Source organism: Burkholderia sp. AU18528 (assembly GCF_002223215.2).
In the GTDB taxonomy this organism is placed as follows: domain Bacteria; phylum Pseudomonadota; class Gammaproteobacteria; order Burkholderiales; family Burkholderiaceae; genus Burkholderia; species Burkholderia semiarida.
This window is the reverse complement of the sequence record NZ_NKFC02000008.1, coordinates 75,197-95,113: the sequence shown is the minus strand read 5'-3', so window position 1 is coordinate 95,113 and position 19,917 is coordinate 75,197. Positions and strand designations below refer to the sequence as shown.

17 protein-coding genes and 1 pseudogene are annotated in these 19,917 nt (G+C 68.3%); 11 read left to right on the top strand and 7 right to left on the bottom strand.

Features of this window, described 5'->3' with window-relative positions:
* The first annotated feature begins 264 nt into the window (after window positions 1–264).
* From CFB52_RS29935 to CFB52_RS29925, 3 genes are all read left to right on the top strand, one after another.
* Window positions 265–594: an H-NS family nucleoid-associated regulatory protein gene (locus tag CFB52_RS29935; protein ID WP_059579344.1), complete on the top strand. Its 330-nt coding sequence runs from the start codon at window positions 265–267 to the stop codon at window positions 592–594.
* 299 nt (window positions 595–893) lie between these two features.
* The gene (locus CFB52_RS29930; protein WP_099318266.1) at window positions 894–2,141 is read left to right on the top strand and encodes an MFS transporter; all 1,248 of its coding nucleotides are present in this window, start codon (window positions 894–896) and stop codon (window positions 2,139–2,141) included.
* A 44-nt stretch (window positions 2,142–2,185) separates the two neighbouring features.
* Window positions 2,186–2,737 carry a DNA-binding protein gene (locus CFB52_RS29925; protein ID WP_373453026.1) on the top strand — a complete coding sequence of 184 codons (552 nt, stop codon included), beginning with the start codon at window positions 2,186–2,188 and terminating at the stop codon, window positions 2,735–2,737.
* A 283-nt stretch (window positions 2,738–3,020) separates the two neighbouring features.
* Here CFB52_RS29925 and CFB52_RS29920 read toward each other — a convergent pair whose 3' ends face one another.
* Window positions 3,021–4,001: a helix-turn-helix domain-containing GNAT family N-acetyltransferase gene (locus tag CFB52_RS29920; RefSeq protein WP_060009174.1), complete on the bottom strand. Its 981-nt coding sequence runs from the start codon at window positions 3,999–4,001 to the stop codon at window positions 3,021–3,023.
* A 280-nt stretch (window positions 4,002–4,281) separates the two neighbouring features.
* Here CFB52_RS29920 and CFB52_RS29915 point away from each other — a divergent pair, with 280 nt between their 5' ends.
* The 3 genes and pseudogenes from CFB52_RS29915 to CFB52_RS29905 all read left to right on the top strand — a co-directional run bounded on the left by CFB52_RS29915 (window position 4,282) and on the right by CFB52_RS29905 (window position 6,224).
* The gene (locus tag CFB52_RS29915; protein ID WP_089465963.1) at window positions 4,282–4,659 is read left to right on the top strand and encodes a sugar ABC transporter ATPase; all 378 of its coding nucleotides are present in this window, start codon (window positions 4,282–4,284) and stop codon (window positions 4,657–4,659) included.
* Between the two features lie 82 nt (window positions 4,660–4,741).
* Window positions 4,742–4,909, top strand: a pseudogene (locus tag CFB52_RS29910) (microcystinase MlrC family protease); the annotation flags it as partial.
* 127 nt (window positions 4,910–5,036) lie between these two features.
* Window positions 5,037–6,224, top strand: coding sequence for a beta-propeller fold lactonase family protein (locus tag CFB52_RS29905; RefSeq protein ID WP_099318265.1), 1,188 nt, complete (start codon window positions 5,037–5,039; stop codon window positions 6,222–6,224).
* A 170-nt stretch (window positions 6,225–6,394) separates the two neighbouring features.
* On the opposite strand, the gene CFB52_RS35250 is transcribed toward CFB52_RS29905, so the two are convergent.
* Complete coding sequence (locus CFB52_RS35250; protein ID WP_006767081.1) at window positions 6,395–6,529, bottom strand: hypothetical protein; 135 nt, start codon at window positions 6,527–6,529, stop codon at window positions 6,395–6,397.
* A 405-nt stretch (window positions 6,530–6,934) separates the two neighbouring features.
* Here CFB52_RS35250 and CFB52_RS29895 point away from each other — a divergent pair, with 405 nt between their 5' ends.
* The 4 genes from CFB52_RS29895 to CFB52_RS29880 all read left to right on the top strand — a co-directional run bounded on the left by CFB52_RS29895 (window position 6,935) and on the right by CFB52_RS29880 (window position 10,914).
* Window positions 6,935–7,420, top strand: a complete 486-nt coding sequence (locus CFB52_RS29895; RefSeq protein ID WP_060009244.1) for a hypothetical protein — start codon at window positions 6,935–6,937, stop codon at window positions 7,418–7,420.
* Window positions 7,421–7,490: 70 nt separating this feature from the next.
* On the top strand, window positions 7,491–8,303 hold the full coding sequence (locus tag CFB52_RS29890) for an alpha/beta fold hydrolase (protein ID WP_099318264.1): 813 nt from the start codon (window positions 7,491–7,493) through the stop codon (window positions 8,301–8,303).
* A gap of 391 nt (window positions 8,304–8,694) precedes the next feature.
* Entirely contained in the window at window positions 8,695–9,864 is a 1,170-nt protein-coding gene (gene ampC, locus CFB52_RS29885) for a class C beta-lactamase (RefSeq protein ID WP_099318263.1), read from the top strand.
* A 147-nt stretch (window positions 9,865–10,011) separates the two neighbouring features.
* Window positions 10,012–10,914, top strand: a complete 903-nt coding sequence (locus CFB52_RS29880) for a LysR substrate-binding domain-containing protein (RefSeq protein WP_099318262.1) — start codon at window positions 10,012–10,014, stop codon at window positions 10,912–10,914.
* A gap of 102 nt (window positions 10,915–11,016) precedes the next feature.
* Here the strand turns inward: CFB52_RS29880 and CFB52_RS29875 are convergent, their stop codons facing one another.
* From CFB52_RS29875 to CFB52_RS29860, 4 genes are all read right to left on the bottom strand, one after another.
* Window positions 11,017–12,411 carry an efflux transporter outer membrane subunit gene (locus tag CFB52_RS29875; RefSeq protein ID WP_099318261.1) on the bottom strand — a complete coding sequence of 465 codons (1,395 nt, stop codon included), beginning with the start codon at window positions 12,409–12,411 and terminating at the stop codon, window positions 11,017–11,019.
* Window positions 12,408–15,599: an efflux RND transporter permease subunit gene (locus tag CFB52_RS29870; RefSeq protein ID WP_099318260.1), complete on the bottom strand. Its 3,192-nt coding sequence runs from the start codon at window positions 15,597–15,599 to the stop codon at window positions 12,408–12,410. Before CFB52_RS29870 ends, CFB52_RS29875 begins: the two co-directional genes overlap by 4 nt.
* Window positions 15,596–16,795 (bottom strand): efflux RND transporter periplasmic adaptor subunit, encoded by a 1,200-nt coding sequence (locus CFB52_RS29865; protein WP_099318259.1) that lies wholly within the window; start codon window positions 16,793–16,795, stop codon window positions 15,596–15,598. The genes CFB52_RS29870 and CFB52_RS29865 overlap by 4 nt, the downstream gene beginning before the upstream one ends.
* A gap of 293 nt (window positions 16,796–17,088) precedes the next feature.
* Window positions 17,089–17,433, bottom strand: coding sequence for a DUF4148 domain-containing protein (locus CFB52_RS29860; RefSeq protein ID WP_180278287.1), 345 nt, complete (start codon window positions 17,431–17,433; stop codon window positions 17,089–17,091).
* A gap of 330 nt (window positions 17,434–17,763) precedes the next feature.
* On the opposite strand from CFB52_RS29860, the gene CFB52_RS29855 reads away from it, so the two are divergent.
* Window positions 17,764–18,783 (top strand): aldo/keto reductase, encoded by a 1,020-nt coding sequence (locus CFB52_RS29855; protein WP_099318258.1) that lies wholly within the window; start codon window positions 17,764–17,766, stop codon window positions 18,781–18,783.
* 125 nt (window positions 18,784–18,908) lie between these two features.
* Here CFB52_RS29855 and CFB52_RS29850 read toward each other — a convergent pair whose 3' ends face one another.
* Complete coding sequence (locus CFB52_RS29850; RefSeq protein ID WP_099318257.1) at window positions 18,909–19,820, bottom strand: LysR family transcriptional regulator; 912 nt, start codon at window positions 19,818–19,820, stop codon at window positions 18,909–18,911.
* Between the last annotated feature and the right edge of the window lie 97 nt (window positions 19,821–19,917).

Sequence of the window (19,917 nt, the reverse complement as noted above, 5' to 3'; positions counted from 1 at the left end):
GCCGCGCACTGCTATCATTCGCGCCATGCCGCGCCCGTGACAGGTGCGGCGAATCACTTGCGGCCGCCGTCCACTCGCGGCGCGCCGCCCGTTGCCGGCCGGTGCTGCCTGTCAGTGACGCACGACGTCGTTTCGTGCTCATCGCGCAAATCATGCCGGCTCAGGTGGACGATTCACCTATTTGACAGCCCCGATCGGCGGAACTTCGTGGTAGGTTCGGCCATCGGAGCTTTTTGCAAAAACATGCCCAAAGAGGATGAATACATGACCCAGGCCCTGCAGGAACTCGAAGCACAACTTCGGGACCTGAACATCAAGCTGTCGGAGGCGAAGCAGAAGGAGAAGCAAGCCGCGCTCGCGGCCTTCAAGGAACAGGTCGAGCTGCTGGGGATTTCGCAGCAGGAAGTGCTGAGCGCGCTCGGCTACATCGTCCAGCGCAAGCGCAAGGCGCCCGCGAAGTACTACGATCCGACGACCGGCCGCTCATGGTCGGGGCGCGGCCCGCGGCCGAAATGGCTCGAAGGCAAGGATCTCGAAACGCTTGCCGTCGACCGCGGAGCCAAAACCTGGTGGCCGGGCGACGATCAGGGCTGAAGCCCGCCGCGCCGCCGGGCCATCCGGCGTCGTCCGGTTCGCGCAGGCGGGCCGGACGGCGATATTCCTCCCGCCTGCCGTCTTTCATCCGGTGTCCGGCCTGATCGCGCATCGCCGGCCTCGCCGCCGCACCGGATCGACGTTTTCCCTTTCCCCTTCCTTTTTCCTTCCCCGTTCGTTGCCGCCGTGGTCCGTCGTTTCCCGCCAGCCGTCCGGCCAGCGCGGGCCGGCGCGCATCCGCCCGCGTCGTTCGCGGGCACAGGCCTTAGAATGTCGCCGGACATTCGTGGCAGGACACCATGGCGGCAAACATGAAATCTTCGACGCTCGGCGGGCCGTCGGCCCCGGGCGCGGAGCAGGTCGGCGCATACGCGTGGAAGGCGCTGGCCGGATCGGCGATCGGCTATGCGATGGACGGCTTCGACCTGCTGATCCTCGGCTTCATGCTGCCGGCGATCACGGCGGCGCTGCACCTGACGCCCGGGCAGGGCGGCGAGCTGGTCACATGGACGCTGGTCGGCGCGGTCGCGGGCGGCATCGTGTTCGGCGCGCTGAGCGATCGCTACGGGCGCGTGCGCGTGCTGACCTGGACGATCCTGCTGTTCGCGATCTTCACCGGCCTGTGCGCATTCGCGCGCGGCTTCCAGGATCTGCTCGTCTATCGCACCATCGCGGGCATCGGCCTCGGCGGCGAGTTCGGGATCGGCATGGCGCTCGTGGCCGAAGCGTGGCCTGCAGCCAAGCGCGCCCGCGTGTCGTGCTACGTCGCGCTCGGCTGGCAGGCCGGCGTGCTGCTGGCCGCGCTCGTGACGCCGTTGCTGCTGCTCCACATCGGCTGGCGCGGCATGTTCGCGGTCGGCGTGCTGCCCGCGCTGCTCGCCTGGGTGATGCGCAACAAGTTGCACGAGCCGCAAGCGTTCGCGCGGCGCGCGACGCAGCCGAAGTCCAACGCGTTCCGCATGCTCGTCGCCGACGGCCGCACCGCGCGCACGAGCGTCGGCATTGCGATCCTGTGTTCGGTCCAGAATTTCGGCTACTACGGAATCATGATCTGGCTGCCGACCTTCCTGTCGAAGCAGATGGGTTTCTCGCTGACGAAATCGGGCGTGTGGACGGCGGCGACCGTCGTCGGGATGATGATCGGTGTCTGGGTGTTCGGCCAACTGGCCGACCGCATCGGTCGCAAGCCGACGTTCCTGCTGTACCAGCTCGGCTCGGTCGTGACGGTCATCGCGTATGCGCGGCTGTCGGACCCGACGGCGATGCTGTGGGCCGGCGCGCTGATGGGGATGTTCGTCAACGGGATGGTCGGCGGCTACGGGACGCTGATGTCGGAAGGCTATCCGACGGCCGCACGCGCGACCGCGCAGAACGTGCTGTGGAACATCGGCCGCGCGGTCGGCGGCTTCGGCCCGGTCGCGGTCGGCGCGCTCGCCGCGCACTACTCGTTCCAGACGGCCATCGCGCTGCTCGCCGGCCTCTACGTGCTCGACATGGTCGCGACGGTGTTCCTGATTCCCGAGCTCAAGGGCGTCGAGCTCGAATGAGCGCGGGACGCGCGCATGCCGCCACGATTTCACCGGAAACCACGATGCAACGGAACAACAGGACGATCGGCGTGATGGGCTCGGGCAAGGAGCCGTGGCTCGCGTTTTCGGAACCGCTCGGCGCGTGGCTCGCGCAGGCCGGGTTCAACCTGCTGACGGGCGGCGGGCAGGGCGTGATGCTGGCGGTCGCGCGCGCGTTCGCCGGCGTGCCCGGTCGGGCCGGCCGATCGATCGGCATCCTGCCGACACGGGCCGATCCGGTCGCGGGCTTCGTGCCGCTCGACGGCTATCCGCATCCGTTCGTCGACATTCCGATCCTCACGCCGCTGCCGCGGCGCGAACCGGGCGCCGCGCCGGACGCGATCAATCGCAACTATGTGAACGTGCTGAGCAGCGACCTGATCGTCGCGCTGCCGGGCGGGCACGGGACGGCCGAGGAGATCGCGCTCGCGCAGCGCTGGCGCAAGCCGCTCGTCTGCTTCGGGCCGGATGGCGCGTTTCGGTCGCTTGCCCCGGACGCCACGTGCACGTCGTCGCTCGACGACGTGATCCGGTTCATCGACGATGCGTTCGCGGCGGAGCACGCGCTGCGATAGGGCGATCGATCCATTCGGCGACCGTCGGCGGCAACGTACGTCGGCTCGAACCGCCGCAGGCACGGTTCAGCTCCGTCGCCCTCCGTTCGACGCACTGTCTTCACCGCGCCAACAGCCGGTTCCGATTGGCGAATCCCGGTCGGCATCGGCTTACAGCAGCGTCACGTTGCTCGATGCCTCGCCGGACGGATACGCCGATGGACCGCGCGCGTTCGCCGTGTCGTGTCCCCGTTCTGTAGCGAGCGTCATGAAGCCCGCCGGATCGACGACGGTCCATTGAACCTCAGCCGCCCGCCGGCCCCGGCCGGCTGAAGCGCTGCTCGACCACCTCCGTCCCCCACTGCGTGCCCGCGGATTCGCTCGTCAGCGCGAAGCCGAACGACTCGTACAGATGGCGCGCGGCATCGAGCCCCTTGAACGTCCACAGGTACGTCTCGCGAAACCGGTGTGCGTCGACGAATTGCATCGCGAGCGTCATCAACCGGCGCCCGACGCCCGAGCCGCGCAACGCGTCGTTGACGATGAACCAGCGCAGGTGCGCGACGCCCGTCGCCGGGTCGCCGTCGATCGCGAGCGACGCGAGCGTGCGCCCGTCTTCCTGGCACAGCCACAGCGCCTTGCCGTCGGCAGGCAGCGCGCCCGCGAAGGCGGCCAGCTCGGTCGCCACGCGCTGTTCGAAGAAGGCGCCGAACCCCCAGTGTTCCGCGTAGAAGCGCGCATGCAGGCTCGCGATGTCGCCGATGCAGCCCGGCTGATAGCCGTCGCGAATCGACGGCGCCTCGGCGGGTGCAACGGGCGCCCTGGCCGCATTGTCCTGGGCGAGCGCATCGGCATACAGCGCGAGCGAACGCAGCAGCGCTTGCTGGTCGGCCGGCATCATCCGGCGCAGCGCGTTCGACACTTGATCGGTCGCGAACGTGTCGATTCGTTTGCGGAGTTTCTTGCCTTCGGCGGTCAGGTACAGCTCGATCGCGCGCGCGTCCTCGCTCGACACGCGCCGCTCCACGACCCCGGCCGCTTCGAGCCGCGCGAGTTGCCGGCTCGTGTTCGACTTGTCGAGCCGGAGGATCGCGCCGAGATCCTTCGCGTTGATGCCGGGCGTCATCCCGATCTCGAGGATCGCGTGCACGGCCGACGGCGCCCAGTCGCTGTCGGCCAGCGTCGCACGCATGAAGCCGAGCTCGCGCACCAGCTTGCGCGAGAAGTCGCGCAGCTCGAGGATGGTTGCGTCGCGCGGCTTGGCCGGCACGTCGATGAGGTCCATGGTTTGTCCCCGGAAAGTTGCGGATCGCAATCAACGATAGTTGCGAGTCGCAACTTATGCAAGGCGGATTTTTCACGTGGGGTCGGTTGTTTCGCAGGCGCCGCCGCCGTGCGACCCGGCGGTCAGGCGGATCGACGCGCGAGGACCAGCGCGGCACGGCGGGGTACCCAAGCCGATGGCCCGGCGTGCGGAAGTGGCCGCATACTGGCGGAGCGGGCCGACTTGCGAGCCGGAGCGTCGACCGACCCCCGATCGACGACCGCGGACCACGGAGATCACGATGAACAAGCTGTTGCCGATGACGATCGCGTTGCTTGCCGGCAGTGGCATCGGCGCGGCGCCGCTTCATGCCGCCGGCGCGATGGACGCGCCGCCGTGCAGCGCCGCGCATGCGGCGGATCGGGGCGGCGGAAACGCCGCGATGGCGGACGCGTCGGTCCGCAGCTTTTCGACGGCCGGTTGTTCGGGCGCGGTATTGCAGGGCGACAGCGCCGCCGCGACCGTCAACGGCGACCGGGTCGAGTTGCACGACGGCGTCGTCTACGTCAACGGCCGATCCTATGGCGCGGTCGCGCCCGCGCAGACGGTCGAGTACGAGGTCGCGCGCGACCGGCGCACGTTGAAGGTCGACGGGAAAATCCGCACGCCGCCGCGCTGACGCGTGCCGCCCCGGTACGCCGCCGCGCCGCGGGCATGGGGTTCCCGATCAGCGTGCGGCGCGAACCGTTTCGCGCGACGGGCATTGCCGGCCGGTGTTCGTGCCGATTTCGTCCGCGCTGGTCGAATGCGACAGCCGCGGCGTGACGGGCTCGGACTTCGGGCTGTTCCGCTACGAGCGGCTCGCGCGGCCGGTGTATCCGCTCGACGACGTCGTCGAGTGGCCGTCGGGCACGCGACGCACGGATTGACGGAACCGAACCGGGTGCGAGACGCCGGGCGCGCGCGCTTTCGGGCATCATCCGATGGCGCCGGCCCGTCGGGCAGCAGGGCCGGGCAATTCATTGCGTCCGCAACCGATCCGGAGAACCGACCGCCATGCATTCGAATCCTTTCCGCCCGCGCGGCGCGCGCCTGCTCGCCGCGCTGACCCTGGCCACGACGGCCGTCGCCGTGCACGCCGCCGACTGGATCGTGTCCGGCAACGACGGCAAGTACCAGCGTGTCGAGGGCCGCGACACCTTTCTGCCGTCCCCGCCCGCCGACACGCTGACGCTGCTCGACGCCAGCACGTTCCCGCCGAAGGTCGCGGCGCAGATCGACGTCGAGAACGGCATCCAGGGGCCGCCGCAGGCCGTCGCGATCACGCCGGACGCGAAGCTCGCGCTGGTCGGCGCGCCGACGCGCTACGACACGGCCGCGAAGCAGCTCGTGTTCGACACGTTCCTGCAAGTCGTGAATCTCGACACCGCGCCGCCCGCGATCACGCGCGTCGAGCTCGGCACGCATCCGCAAGGGATCGCGATCGACCGCTCGGGCCGGCTCGCGCTCGTCGCCAACGTCGACGGCAGCGTGTCGATCCTGCGCATCGACGGCACGCAGGTGACGCTCGACAGCGCCCTGAAAATCGGCAAGAAGCGGCTGGCCGGAATCAGCTTCACGCACGACGGCAAGCATGCGCTCGTGTCGCTGCGCGACGAGCAGGGCATCGCGGTGCTGAACGTCGACGACGGCAAGGTGACCGACAGCGGCACGCGGCTGAGCACGGGCGTCGCGCCGTACACGATCGACGTGTCGAGCGACAACCGCTGGGCCGTCGTCAGCAACGTCGGGCTCGCCGGGCTGCCCGGTTACACCGGCACGCTCGCGGGCGACGCCGATTCGGTCGCGCTGATCGACGTGTCGCGCGTGCCGTTTCGCACGGTGCAGTACCTGACGGTGCCGTCGCTGCCGGAAGGCGTCGCGATTTCGCCGAACGGGAGATGGATCGCGGTGCAGGCGATGGACGGCTCGAACCTGACGGCCGACAACCCCGGCCGCCGCAAGCTCGGCAAGGTGCTGCTGTTCGAGATCCGCGACGGGCAGGCCGTGAAGGTGAGCGAGGTGCCGGGCGGCGAAGCCGCTCAGGGCATCGTGTTTACCGCCGACAGCCGGCACGTGATCGTGCAGTTCAACGTCGAACGGCAGCTTGCGCTGTATGCGGTCGAAGGCGGCAAGCTGCGCGATACGGGCAAGCGGATCGCGCTGACGGGCGGGCCGTCTTCGTTGAGGACGTTGCCGCGCTGAACGGGCTTTGTTCACGGCTGGTGGCGACGGAACCCGAGCGGGCCGTTCGGCCGTGAACGGCACGCGCCCCTTCAACGGATGAAGGAGCGGGCGAACCGGCGACGCGCATGCGAGGATGCGTGCGGAAAGAAGCGCCCGATGCGCTTGCACCGGACGGTACGGCCGTGCCGTTACGGACGCAGCAGATCGAACCCGCCGAATACCACGACACCGCTGAGCACGATCATCGCGACCGAGTGCTGGCCGAAGTAGAGAATCGCGGCGGCGAGCCACGTCGTGATGCAGAAGGCGCCGATGCGGGCCATCGTGTGTTCCTCGAATGCGTGATGAGGTGAATGCGTGCCGCACGGCGTTCGCCGCTCGGGCGGTGAGCGGGGCACGCGTGCAGGCGGACGGAAAAGGCAACCCGGGAAGCCGCGAGGGCGTCGTCGGCAGACGTTGCGTGCCGCGCCTCGACAGGCCGGAGTCGAAGCCGGCGGCATCGCGCGCTCGGGCCCGAACGAGCGTCCGACGTGCGTATCCAGCCGGCGAAGCGGCGATTTTACCAGCGCCGCCATGCCGCGAATCTGGCCCTTTCGCCATCAATTTCGGTCATCGTGCAGTAATCCACCCGACCCCCGATATTCAAGTTTCGTGTGATGAATGCCGTAAACGAACTGGAAGGCGATTTCCGCCATGTCACTTCGTCAACCGACACACGGACCGACACGATGCAGATCGATTTCTCCACGACCGCGCGATCCCCGCTCGCGGACAGCGCCATGACCACGAACCCGGCCGCCGCGAGACCGTTGACCGGCGGCGCGACGGATGCCGCGAGTACGACGGGCGCAACGGGCGCGACAGGTGCCGCCGCAGCGACTGACACGTCGAGCACCACCGCCACGAAGGATGCCACCGGCGCCGCCGGCGAAACGCCCGGCACGGCCGGTGCATCGTCGGAAGACCCGGCGGTCGCCCAGTTGAAGGCGCTGATCGAGCGGCTGCAGAAGCAGCTCGCGACATTGGAGCGGCAGATGGCCGCCGCGGCGCAGCGGGCGAAGGACGACCCGTCCGCGGCCGTCGAACAGCAGTCGCTGAGCGCGGAAGCCAGCACGATCTCGGCCGCGCTCGCGACGGCGATCGCGCAACTTGCCGCGGCGCTCGCGAAATCCGGCGGCTCGCAGGCGGGCGGGCTGGTGTCGACGCAGGCCTGAGTGGCCACGGCGGCATCGGCCGCACGCATTACAATCGCAAGCGCGTCTCCCTCTGAAGGACGGCTGAACGATGAGTGCGGAACTCGACGACGACGAACTCGTCCGCTTCGACGCGCACGGTGGCCCGCCGCTGCCGGCGGCCGATGCCGAAGGATGGCTCGACCACGACGGCGCGCGCATCTGGCACGCGTCGTACGGCCAGGGGCCGGCGGTCGTGCTGTTGCACGGCGGCCTCGGCCACGGCGGCAACTGGGGCAACCAGGTGCCGGCGCTGCTCGCGGCCGGCTACCGCGCGATCGTGATCGACAGCCGCGGCCACGGCCGCAGCACGCGCGACGACGGCCCCTATTCGTACGAACGCATGGCATCGGACGTGCTGGCCGTCCTCGACGCGCTGCACGTCGACCGTGCACGCTTCGTCGGCTGGAGCGACGGCGCATGCATCGCGCTCGTGCTGGCCGCTCGCGCACCGGAACGCGCCGCCGGCGTGTTCTTCTTCGCGTGCAACATGGATCCGGGCGGCACGAAGGAGATGGCGCCGAGCCCGCTGATCGATCGCTGTTTCGCGCGGCATCGCAAGGACTACGCGCGACTGTCGGCGACACCGGATCAGTTCGACGCGTTCGTCGCCGCCGTCAGTGAAATGATGCGCACGCAACCGAATTACACCGCGCAGGATCTCGCGGCGATCGCCGTGCCGGTTGCGATCGTGCAGGGCGAGCACGACGAATTCATCCGGCCCGAGCATGCGGCGTACTTGGCGCACACGATCCCGGGAGCGACGCTGACGATCCTGCCCGGCGTGAGCCATTTCGCGCCGCTGCAGCGGCCCGCGCGGTTCAATGCGGCGATGCTCGCGTTTCTCGACCGGCTGCCGGGATGACATGCAGGCGCGGCGCGCGGCCCGCTGCCGGGCGCGTTCTGACCATCAAGCTGTCGGCGGGATCCACGGCACGCGCTGCATGATCTGCCACTTGGGCAGGTCGGCCCGCAGGTCGAGTTCGACCTCGATCCGGGCGGGTGAATCAATCGCGCGGCAGGCCAGCGCGCGTGGAACTGACGAGGCTTATCTCTTTTCCGTCGATTTTCGACAAGGTGCCATTCGCCGTACCTCATAAGTTTTTCTTTCGCCTCGCGCAACATATCGTCGATTGTTGGCGGCCGGGCGATAACGGATAGTCCTGCTTCGACAGGCCGGCGGCGCCGCCCTCTATGCGCGGCGCCGCCGTATCCGTTGCTCATGCAACCATCGGAAATCGAAAGGAACCGCACTCATGCGATTCAACGCGACACGCTTCGCCGCGACCCTGTTCGTCGCCGCATGCGCGACCGCCACCGCCGGTCGCGCGGCCGCCGTCACGCAGGACGACCTCCACGACACCGTCACGCGCCATATCGCGCCGCTGATGAAGCAGTACGCGATTCCCGGCATGGCGATCGGCGTCGTCGCCGACGGCAAGCCCTACGTGTTCGACTACGGCGTGATGTCGAAGCAGACCGGCAAGCCGGTGACGGGCGACACGCTGTTCGAGATCGGCTCGGTCAGCAAGACGCTGACCGCGACGCTCGCCGCGGACGCGCAGGAGGGCGGCGAACTGTCGCTCGCGGACCCCGCGGCCAGATATCTGCCCGAGCTGCAGGGCAAGCCGTTCGGCGTCGTGACGCTGCTTCAGCTCGGCACGCACACGCCCGGCGGAACGCCGCTGCAGGTGCCGGACAGCATTCGCGACGACGCGGGCCTGATCCGCTATCTCCGCGCATGGCGGCCCGAGTATGCGCCGGGCACGCACCGCAAGTATTCGAACGTCGCGATCGGCATGCTCGGCTGGCTGACCGCGAAGGCGATGCACCAGGATTTCGCGACGCTGATGGAGCAGCGGCTCTTTCCCGCGCTCGGGATGACGCACACGTACATCGACGTGCCCGCCGCGCGGATGGCCGACTATGCGCAGGGCTACGCGAAGGACGGCAAGCCCGTGCGGATGACGGAGGGCATGCTATGGCAGCCGGCGTACGGCGTGCGGACCACGGCGGCCGACCTCCTGCGTTTCGTGCAGGCGAACATGGGAATGATCCAGACCGCGCCGCGCCTGCAGCGCGCGATCGAACGCACGCACACCGGCTATTTCCGCGCGGGGCCGCTGACGCAGGATCTGATCTGGGAACAGTATCCGTACCCGGTCGTGCTGCCGACGCTGCTCGCGGGCAATGCGCCGAAGATGCTGTTCGACGCGGTGCCGGCCAGCGCGATCCAGCCGCCGCTCGCCCCGAGCGCCGCGACGTGGATCAACAAGACGGGCTCGACCGCCGGCTTCAGCACGTACGTCGCGTTCGTTCCCGCGAAGCGGATCGCGATCGTGATGCTCGCGAACGGGAACGTGCCGATCGAGGATCGCGTGAAGGTTGCCTACCGGATCCTCGGGGCGCTCGGCGACAGGCGGTAACCCTCCCGCTTCACGCCGATTGTCCGGGCACTATTCGGCGGGAATTATTGAATCGAAATCAACTGTCATTCGCGCGTGCGCCCGCTTATCAAACGGGTGCGTGGGCACTATCGTGACGGTCCCTGATACCGCTGACGAGTGCCGACCATGAAGACGACCCTCGACGAGATGCTCGCGTTCGTGACCATCGCCGATACCGGTTCGTTGACGGGGGCGGCCGACAAACTGCACCAGCCGACCTCGGTGATGAGCCGGATCCTGCGGCGCCTCGAGGAAAAACTCGACACCACGCTGATTCGCCGCACGACGCGCCGCCTCGAACTGACCGAGGAGGGCAAGCTCTTTCTCGACTACGTGCGCGAGATCATCGCGTCGGTCGAATTCGCCGAGGAACAGATCGTCAGCCAGCGCGAGGCACCGGCCGGGCGGTTGCGGATCAATGCAGCGATGCCGTTCATGCAGCACGTGATCGCGCCGATGATGCCGGGCTTTCGCGAAGCGTATCCGGCGATCGCGGTCGAACTCCATACGAGCGATGAAATCATCGACCTGCTCGAACAGCGCACCGACGTCGCGATCCGGATCGGCGAGCTGCGCGATTCGACGCTGCATGCGCGCCGGCTCGGCAGCAGCCGGCTGCGCATTCTGGCGAGCCCGGCCTATCTGGAGAAAGCCGGCGTGCCGGCGAGCGTCGCCGATCTCGTGAGCCATACGCTGCTCGGTTTCGTGCAGCCGGAAACGCTGAACCAATGGCCGCTGCGCGCCGCGGACGGTAGCGTGTACCGCATTCATCCGGCGCTGCAGGCGTCGAGCGGCGAGACGCTGCTGACGCTCGCGCTCGCTGGCGCGGGCATCGTGTGCCTCGCCGACTACATGACGGGCACGCATCGCCGCGACGGCAGCCTCGTCGAACTGCTCGTCGACGACACGGTCGAGTTCCGCCAGCCGATTCATGCGGTGTTCTATCGCAATGCGACGCTGTCGTCGCGCATCGTCAGCTTTCTCGACTATGTGGGCGCGCAGTTGAAGGCAGGCGGCGACATCGACTGAACCGGCACGGCACGTCACCGGCCACGCAGTAAAAAGGGCGACGGGTTCGAATGACATCGAACCCGTCGCCCTTCGCGCATCGGTCGAACCCGAGCCGCGCGCCTACTCTCCCAGCGCGCTCATCAGCCTGACCTGGCTCAGCATTTCATCGGTGCGTGCCTGCGCGAGCGAATCCTCGGCCGCGAGCAGCGCACGCTGCACTTCCAGCGTATCGATGAACGCCGATTCGCCGCTGCGCCACGACCGGTTGATCTGCGTATAGGCGCCGCGCGCATTCGACACCGCGCGCTCGAGGCGCTCGGTCCGGCCGTGATTGCGGGCGACGGCGGCCACCGATGTCTCGACGTCGCCGACCGCCGTCAGCACCGCCGTGCGATAGGCGGCGAGCGCCTGGTCGGCCTGCGCGCGACGCAGCGCGACGACGCTGCGTCGCCGTCCACCGTCGAACAGCGGCGCGCTCGCGCCGGCGCCGGCCATCCACGCGAGCGAACGCGCGAGCGACGCGCCCGAGAAGCCGTCGATCGCCGCGCCGATCACGCCGATCAATTGCAGGTGCGGCTTCAGGTCGGCCTCGGCCACGCCGATGCGCGCATAGGCCGCGACGACGCGAGCCTCGGCCGCGCGCACGTCGGGCCGCCGGCGCAGCAGGTCGGCCGGCGTGCCGATGCCCGGTGCGGCGGCGGTCCACACCGGCGCGGGCGCGGGCGGGTCGAGCCGCGCATAGACCTCCTGCGGCGTCGACGCGGTGATGATCGACAGCCGATGGATCGCGGCCTGCCGCTGCAGTTGCAGCGCGGGCAGCTCGGCCAGCGTCGTTTCCGTCTGCGCGGCGGCGCGGTCGACGTCGGCTACCGGCACGACGCCCGCGTCGAACAGGCGCCGTGTCGATTCCTCGGTGCTGCGCTGGCTCAACGCGTTGGCTTCGACCAGCGCGAGCCGCTGTTCGAGGCCGCGCACCGTCACGTAGGTCCGCACGGTTTCGTCGATCGTCGCGATCCGCACGGCCGCCGCATCGTTTTGCGCCGATGCGATATCCGCGTCGGCCGCCGACACGCCTTGACGGATGCGGCCGAAGATGTCGATTTCCCAGGCAAGACTCGCATTCAGGTCGAATGCGTTGCCCGTCGTCGGCGTATCGGTCGGGAACGCCTGCGAGGCGGACAGCCGCCGACGGCTGGCACCGGCATTCAGGTCGAGAGACGGGAACCATTGCGACGCCGCGCCGATCCGCACCGCGCGGGCTGCGTCGATGCGTGCGACGGCCGCCTGCAGGTCGAGGTTGTTCGCGAGCGCGGTGTCGACCAGCCGGTCGAGGATCGGATCGTGGAAGCCATGCCACCACGCACCGGTGTCGGCGGCCGGGCCGCCGGCCGCGAGATCCGCGTTCGCATAGGTCGCCGCCAGAGGCGGCGGCGTGACGGTGGCGACCGGCGCGCTCGTGCACGCGGCCAGGACGGCCGCGGCGGACAGCGCGGCCACGAGTCGAACGAACTTCATTGCACTCCCTCCATCGCGACGGCTGCGACAGCGGTCTTGCGCATCGCGAGCCGGCGAACCATCACATAGAACACGGGCGTGAACAGCAGCCCGAAGAACGTCACGCCGATCATTCCGAAGAACACCGCGGCGCCGACCGCCTGGCGCATTTCCGCGCCCGCGCCTTCGGAGATCACGAGCGGCAGCACGCCGAGGATGAACGCGAGCGACGTCATCACGATCGGGCGCAGCCGCTGCACGCATGCCTCGACGACGGCCTCGACGAGCGCGGCGCCGCCGGCCTCCAGCTGCCTCGCGACCTCGACGATCAGGATCGCGTTCTTCGCGGCGAGCCCGACCAGCACGATGAAGCCGATCTGCGTGAGGATGTTCACGTCCTGGCCGAGCGCGCGCACGCCGAGCGATGCGGCAAGCAGGCACATCGGCACGATCAGCAGGATCGATACGGGCAGGCTCCAGCTGCCGTACTGCGCGGCGAGCACCAGATAGACGAGCAGCACGCACAGCGGGAACACGAGCAGCCCCGTGTTGCCGGCCGTGGTCTGCTGGTACGACAGATCGGTCCATTCGAACGAAATGCCGGGCGGCAGCACCTGTTTCGCGAGCGTTTCCATCGTCTTGATCGCGAAGCCCGAGCCGAGGCCCGGCGCGGTATCGCCGTTGATTTCGGTGGCCGGATACAGGTTGTAGCGCGGTGCGCGATCGACGCCGAGCATGTCGTCGATACGCGTCACGCTGCCGATCGGCACCATCTCGCCGTCGCGGTTGCGTACCTTCAGCCGCGCGAGATCCGACGCGCCGACGCGGAACGGCAGGTCCGCCTGCGCGGTCACGCGGTAGGTGCGCCCGACGATGTTGAAGTCGTTGATGTAGGTCGAACCGAAATACGTCTCGACCGCGTCGTTGATCGCCTGGCTCGGCACGCCGAGCATCTCGGCCTTCTCGCGGTCGAGCTCGACGTGCACCTGCGGGCTCGTCGCGGAGTACGGCGTGTAGACGCCGACCATGCCGGGCGTGCGGTTGGCGGCCGCGACGAGATCCTGTGTCGCCTTCGCGAGCGCGGCCGTGCCGAGGCCGTTGCGATCTTCGAGCCGCATCGCGAAGCCGCCCGTGCTGCCGAGGCCCTGCACCGGCGGCGGCATCGCGACGACGATCGACGCTTCGGTGATGCTCGCCAGCCGTCGGCGCATCTCGGCCGCGATCTTCTCAATCGTCAGGCCCTGCTTCCTGCGTTCCGGCCAGGGCTGGAATACCGGAAACAGGCCGGCGCTGTTCGCCGAGTTCGTGCCGGTCGCCGCGTTGACGCCGGAGAACACCGGCACGCGCGCGACACCGGGCACCGACAGCGCGATGTCCTCGATCTTGCGCGCGACCGCGCTGGTGCGCTCCAGCGTCGCGCCGTCGGGCGTGCGCACGAGCACGACGAGGTAGCCGCGATCCTGCGCGGGAATGAAACCCTTCGGGCTCGACACGAGCAGATAGCCGGTCGCGGCGATCAGCACCGCGTACAGGGCGACCATCGCGGGGACGATCCGGACGATCTTGCGGACCAGCCGGCCATACGCATCGGACAGGCGCTGGAACACGCGGTTGAACGCGTTCGAGAAACGCCGTGCGGCGCGCATCGCCGGCGCGAACGGCGCGGCGATGCGGGATGCCGGCGCCGGTGCGTCATGGTCGCCGGCGTGCGCTTTCAGCATCATCGCGGACAGCGCGGGCGCGAGCGTCACCGACGTGAAGAACGAGATCGCGGTCGACACGGCGATCGTCACGCCGAACTGGCGGAAGAACTGGCCCGAGATGCCGGGAATGAACGAGGTCGGCACGAACACCGCGCACAGCACGAGCGTGATCGCGAACAGCGCGCCGCCGACTTCCTTCATCGTCAGCAGCGTCGCATCGCGTGGCCGGGCGCCGGCCGACAGGTGCCGCTCGACGTTCTCGACCACGACGATCGCGTTGTCGACGACGATCCCCACCGCGAGCACGAGGCCGAACAGCGTCAGGTTGTTGATCGAATAGCCGAGCACGGCCATCGCCGCGAACGTGCCGACGAGCGACACCGGAATCGACAGGATCGGGATGATCGACGGCCGCCAGCCCTGCAGGAACAGCAGCACGACGAACACGACGAGTACGACGGCTTCGTAGATCGTCTTGACGAGTTCGTGGATGCTGTCGCCGATGAACGCGGTCGGGTTGTAGCCGATGTTGTAGACGATGCCCTTCGGGAAGTCCGTGGCCAGCTCGGCCATCTTCTTCTCGACCGCGGCCATCGTCGCGACCGCGTTCGCGCCGGGCTGCTGCAGCACCTGCAGCGCGATCGTCGGGTGGCGCAGCATGTAGCTGTCGGTCGCATACGCGAGTGCGCCCACTTCGACGCGTGCCACGTCCTTCATCCGCACGAGCCTGCCGTCCTTGCCCTGCTTGACGACGATGTCGCTGAAATCCTCGGGGCGCTTGAGCCGCCCTTCGAAGATCAGGTTCGGCTGGAACGCCTGGTTCGTGATCGGCGCCTGCGCGACCACGCCGCCCGCGAGCTGCGTGTTCTGCGACCGTACCGCGGCGATCAGGTCGGCCGGGCTCAGGCCGAACGACGCGACGCGCTCGGGGTCGAGCCAGATGCGCATCGAGTATTCGCGCGCGCCGAGCGGGTTGATGTCGCCGACGCCCTCGATCCGCTTGAGCACGTCCGCGACGTTGCGGATCGCGTAGTTCGACACGTACAGCGGATCGTAGCGCTGGTCCGGCGAGTACAGGAAGATCGTGCCGAGCTGCGTCGGCGACGATTTGCGCACCGACACGCCGCTGCGCTGCACGGGCTCGGGCAGGCGCGGCGTCGCGAGCGCGACGCGGTTCTGCACGAGCACCTGCGCCTTGTCGACGTCGGTGCCGGGCTTGAACGTCACGGTGATGTTCAGGCTGCCGTCCGACGTCGCCTGGCTGTACATGTACAGCATGTCTTCCACGCCGTTCACTTCCAGTTCGATCGGCGTCGACACCGTTTGCGAGACCGTTTCCGCGGAGGCGCCCGGATAGGTCGCCTGGATCACGACGGTCGGCGGCGCGATGTCCGGATACTCGGAGACCGCGAGCGAGAAATAGGCCAGCGCGCCGGCGATCGTCAGCACGATCGACAGGACGATCGCGAGCACCGGCTGCTGCACGGACAGGCGGCCGAGATTCATTGCGCGCTCCCGGCCGTGCCGTTCGCCGCGCGGGCCGCCGTGGCCGCTTCGATCGTGCGCGGCACGGCCTTGACCTTGTCGCCGGCCTGCACGCGCTGGAAGCCGTCGACGATCACGCGATCGCTCGCGTTCAGCCCCGCGGCGATTTCGCGCAGGTTGCCGTACAGGCGGCCCGGCGTCACCGGACGGATCGCGACGGTGCCGTTCGCGTCGACGAAGTACAGCACGCGGCGCGTCGCATCCGTCGCGACGGCCGTATCCGGCACGAGCAGCGCGCGGTGCGCGACGCGGCTCGACAGGTACACGCGGCCGAACTGGCCGGGGCTCAGACGCCGGTCCGGATTCGCGACGCGGGCGCGCTGGCGCAGCGTGCCGGTCGAGTCGTCGAGGCGGTTGTCGACGAAATCCATCGTCCCCGTCAGCGACGGCTGCGCATCGCCCGGCAGCGCGATCGCGACCTGCCGCGACGACGCGTTGCCGCCGCTTTTTCGTGCTTCGCGCGTATAGCGCAGGTAGCTTTCCTCGTCGACGTCGAAGTAGATGTCGATCGGATCCTGCGACACGATCGTCGTCAGCACGGTCGCGTCGCTGTCGCCGCCTTTCACGAGATTGCCCTCGCTCACGAGCTTGCGGCTGATGCGGCCGGACATCGGCGCGACGATGCGCGTGAACGACAGGTCGAGCCGCGCGCGCTCCAGTGCGCCTTGCGCGCTCGTCACTTCGGCCTGCGCGCTTTGCACCGCCTGCCTGCGCTGGTCGTAAAGGCTCTGCGCGATCGTATCGGTCTTGATCAGGATGCTCGCGCGCTCGAAATCCTGCCGGCTCAGCTTCAGTTGCGACTGCGCGCGTTCGAGCGCGCCCTGCGCGGCCGTGACGGCCGCCTGGTACGGACGCGGGTCGATGACGAACAGCAGGTCGCCCTTGCGGACGAGCGCGCCGTCCTGGAACGCGACCTTGTCGAGATAGCCGCTCACGCGCGGGCGCACGTCGACGGTGTCGACCGCTTCGAAGCGGCCGGTGTAGACGTCGACGTCGTTGACGTCGCGCGCGACGGGCGCGCTGACGATCACGCCTGGCGTCGCGGCCGGCGCCTTGTCGTCCGACTGGCAGCCGGACAACGCGAACAGCGCGGCCAGCGGAACGGCGGCCAGCACGGCCGGCCGCGCGATGCGCTTCAATCCTGGATATCGGTTCATGTGCGTGCGAAATGTCGAGTGGGGCGCGTGGCGCCGGACCGTGCGAAGTATCGTGCGCGGCGCGCGGCGGATAAACGGATGAAGCGGCATAAGAACTTGTACTGCGCAGTCACGAATCGCTGCCTGCAGCGGCGACGGGCCAGCCTGTTTCGAGGAGGAGGGCGAGGGAGCTGAAGTGCAGTGACGACGCGCGGCCCGAATGCCTGTTCAGGCGATCCGGGCCGGCCATGCGGAGGGGAAGGGCGAGCGGTTGCGCGTATCGAAAGGCGTGCTCTCTTGCACGCCGACGGGACTCAATGACCGCGATAGATCGAGTCGCGACCGTTGACCATCATCGCGCGGCCGGATTCGTCGGTGGTGCGGGCTTCGTTGCCGTAGCCGGTTTTGTCCGCGGCCGAGGCGGCATTCGGCGCGCCTTGTGCGACGGCGTTTTCACGCACACGCTTTTCGGCGGCGAGAATCGCGGCCGGATACTGGTTGTGATCCATCGCCGGGGTGTAGCCGACGGCCACGAGGCGCGCCATTTCGGCCTTCACTTCGGCGCGGGTCAGTTGATGGTCGGCCTGGTGCGCGAACGACAGCGCCGGTGCGGAAAGGATCAGTGCGACAAGCGTGGAAGTAACGAGCGTTTTCATCATGGGTACCTGTCTGGTCGAGTGAACCGCAACCAACGTCGACGACGTCGATGTCGTTGCGTGTGCAGCCAATATAGGTACGGCGGCGTCGCGGAAAAACGACTGTCGGGCTAAATCATTTTTGATCCCGAGTCACGAATCGAACGTGAATTCGGTCGGCCGCGTTGCGGGCCGGGCGTCTCGCCCGAACAGGCGCCGCGGCTCGCGATCGAAACGCGCCGCGAATCGGCCTATCAGACCTTGAGCGACTCAACTGTGTCGAATTCCGTCTTGGACAGACTTAACCCGCTTCCCTAGACTGAACCCGCTTTCCCTCGTTCCCTGGAGAAAATCATGAGTCTCGCGCTGCCCGGCAACAAGATCCTCGGTTTCGGTACCGCCCCGCTCGGCAACATGTTCCGCAACATCCCCGACGCGGAAGCCGCGGCCACCGTCGAAGCCGCGTGGCAACACGGCATCCGCTATTTCGATTCGGCCCCGTTCTACGGCGCCGGCCTCGCGGAAATCCGCCTCGGCGACGCGCTGGCGAACCATTCGCGCGACGAATACGTGCTGAGCACGAAGGTTGGCCGCGTGATTCTCGACGAAATCGAAGACGTGTCGGCGCGCGATCTCGGCGAAAAGGGCGGCCTGTTCGAACACGGCCGGCCGAACCGCATCGTCAACGACTACTCGGCCGACGCGACGCTGCGCTCGATCGAGGACAGCCTGAAACGCCTGCGCACCGACCGCCTCGATATCGTGTGGGTGCACGACATCGCGCAGGACTTCTACGGCGACGAATGGCTCGCGCAATTCGAAGTGGCGCGCAAGGGCGCATTCCGCGTGCTGAGCCAGCTGCGCGAAGAAGGCGTGATCAACGCATGGGGCCTCGGCGTGAACCGCGTCGAACCGATCGAACTGGTGCTCGACCTTGCCGAGCCGCAACCGGACGGCATGCTGCTGGCCGGCCGCTACACGCTGCTCGATCACGAGCGCGCGCTGCAGCGCGTGATGCCGGCGGCGGCCGCGCGCGGCGTCGGGATCGTCGTCGGCGGCCCGTACAGCTCGGGCGTGCTCGCGGGCGGCACGCACTTCGAATACCAGAAGGCTTCGCCGGAAATCCTCGCGAAGGTGGAGCGGATCAAGGCGATCGCCGCGCGCTACAACGTGCCGATCAAGGCCGCCGCGCTGCAGTTCTCGATGTCGCATCCGGCCACCGTCGCGGTGATCCCGGGCGCGAGCCGTCCGGAGCGGATCGCGGAAGACCAGGCGGCGCTGAACGCGGCGATTCCGGCCGACTTCTGGCGCGAGATGCGCGAACAAGGTCTGATCGCGGCCAATGCGCCGCTGCCGGCCGATCGTCGATCCTGAAAGGCGATGACCGGAAGCGGAAGCCGCGCAAGGCGCGAGGACAGTCAGGGTTGCGAAGCGATCGTCACACTCGCGACAGGCGCGTAAGGCGCCGTGATGCAACGACGCCCCGCGCGTTCGCGGATTTATTTCGCCACGGTCGCGGCGACTTCCTCGCCGGTCAGGATCTCGCGGAAGATTCCGACCAGCGGCCGCAGATTGACCTTGTGCCATGCGGCCCACAGCGGCGTGCGGTAGCTGAACCACGGCAGCGCGCGCAGCACGACGCCTTCCGGCACCTGGTGACGCAGGCTCTGCTGGATCATCGTCACGCCGAGCCCGGCCGCGACGAGGCCGAGCGCGGCGAGCGGCTCGGTCGCTTCCACTGAAATGTCCGGCGAAAAACCGGCCTTCGCGCAGGCCGCGACGAACGCGCCGTGACGCGGCGCACTGTCCTGCTGCGTGACGCCGATCCACGCCTGCGCGGCGAGATCGTCGGCGACGAGCGTCTTCTTCTTCGCGAGCGGATGCCCGTCGGGCATCGCGAGCAGCATCGGATCGTCCAGCACCTTCGTCGAATCGAGTTCGGGATCGTCCGGCGCGGGCGGCTCGGTGACGAGCGCGATGTCGAGGCTGCGCTCGCGCAAGCCTTCGAGCTGCGCGGCCGATTGATAGTTGTACAAAGCGATGTGAACGGACGGGCGCCCGGCGCGCAGCGTTTTCAACGCGCGCGGTAGCACGCCCGAGTGCGTGGCCGTTTCGAGGTAGCCGATGCAGAGGCCGCCTTCGTCGCCGCGACCGAGCCGGCGCGCGAGCGATTCGAGCCGGTTCGCGTGGCGCAGGAACGCGCGCGTTTCGCCGAGAAACGTGCGCCCGTCGCGCGTCAGACGAATGCGCTGCTGGCTGCGTTCGAACAGCGTGAGGCCGAGCTTTTCCTCGAGCTGCGCGATCTGGCGGCTGAGCGGTGATTGCGAGATGTGCAGGCGCTCGGCGGCGCGGCCGACGTGTTCCTCTTCCGCGACCGCGATGAAATATTGAAGCTGGCGGATGTCGAGCATGTCAGACCTTATCGGACTCAAGATCGGAAGATTGTGTCCTAAAGGAACTTGTTCATGCAATCCGGACCGGATCCACTTGCCTGCGCACGACGCGGCG

Coding starts and splice junctions, on each gene's coding strand:
- CFB52_RS29935 (WP_059579344.1), top strand. CDS start 265: ATGACCCAGGCCCTGCAGGAACTCGAAGCACAACTTCGGGACCTGAAC.
- CFB52_RS29930 (WP_099318266.1), top strand. CDS start 894: ATGGCGGCAAACATGAAATCTTCGACGCTCGGCGGGCCGTCGGCCCCG.
- CFB52_RS29925 (WP_373453026.1), top strand. CDS start 2,186: ATGCAACGGAACAACAGGACGATCGGCGTGATGGGCTCGGGCAAGGAG.
- CFB52_RS29920 (WP_060009174.1), bottom strand. CDS start 4,001: ATGGACCTCATCGACGTGCCGGCCAAGCCGCGCGACGCAACCATCCTC.
- CFB52_RS29915 (WP_089465963.1), top strand. CDS start 4,282: ATGAACAAGCTGTTGCCGATGACGATCGCGTTGCTTGCCGGCAGTGGC.
- CFB52_RS29905 (WP_099318265.1), top strand. CDS start 5,037: ATGCATTCGAATCCTTTCCGCCCGCGCGGCGCGCGCCTGCTCGCCGCG.
- CFB52_RS35250 (WP_006767081.1), bottom strand. CDS start 6,529: ATGGCCCGCATCGGCGCCTTCTGCATCACGACGTGGCTCGCCGCCGCG.
- CFB52_RS29895 (WP_060009244.1), top strand. CDS start 6,935: ATGCAGATCGATTTCTCCACGACCGCGCGATCCCCGCTCGCGGACAGC.
- CFB52_RS29890 (WP_099318264.1), top strand. CDS start 7,491: ATGAGTGCGGAACTCGACGACGACGAACTCGTCCGCTTCGACGCGCAC.
- ampC (WP_099318263.1), top strand. CDS start 8,695: ATGCGATTCAACGCGACACGCTTCGCCGCGACCCTGTTCGTCGCCGCA.
- CFB52_RS29880 (WP_099318262.1), top strand. CDS start 10,012: ATGAAGACGACCCTCGACGAGATGCTCGCGTTCGTGACCATCGCCGAT.
- CFB52_RS29875 (WP_099318261.1), bottom strand. CDS start 12,411: ATGAAGTTCGTTCGACTCGTGGCCGCGCTGTCCGCCGCGGCCGTCCTG.
- CFB52_RS29870 (WP_099318260.1), bottom strand. CDS start 15,599: ATGAATCTCGGCCGCCTGTCCGTGCAGCAGCCGGTGCTCGCGATCGTC.
- CFB52_RS29865 (WP_099318259.1), bottom strand. CDS start 16,795: ATGAACCGATATCCAGGATTGAAGCGCATCGCGCGGCCGGCCGTGCTG.
- CFB52_RS29860 (WP_180278287.1), bottom strand. CDS start 17,433: ATGATGAAAACGCTCGTTACTTCCACGCTTGTCGCACTGATCCTTTCC.
- CFB52_RS29855 (WP_099318258.1), top strand. CDS start 17,764: ATGAGTCTCGCGCTGCCCGGCAACAAGATCCTCGGTTTCGGTACCGCC.
- CFB52_RS29850 (WP_099318257.1), bottom strand. CDS start 19,820: ATGCTCGACATCCGCCAGCTTCAATATTTCATCGCGGTCGCGGAAGAG.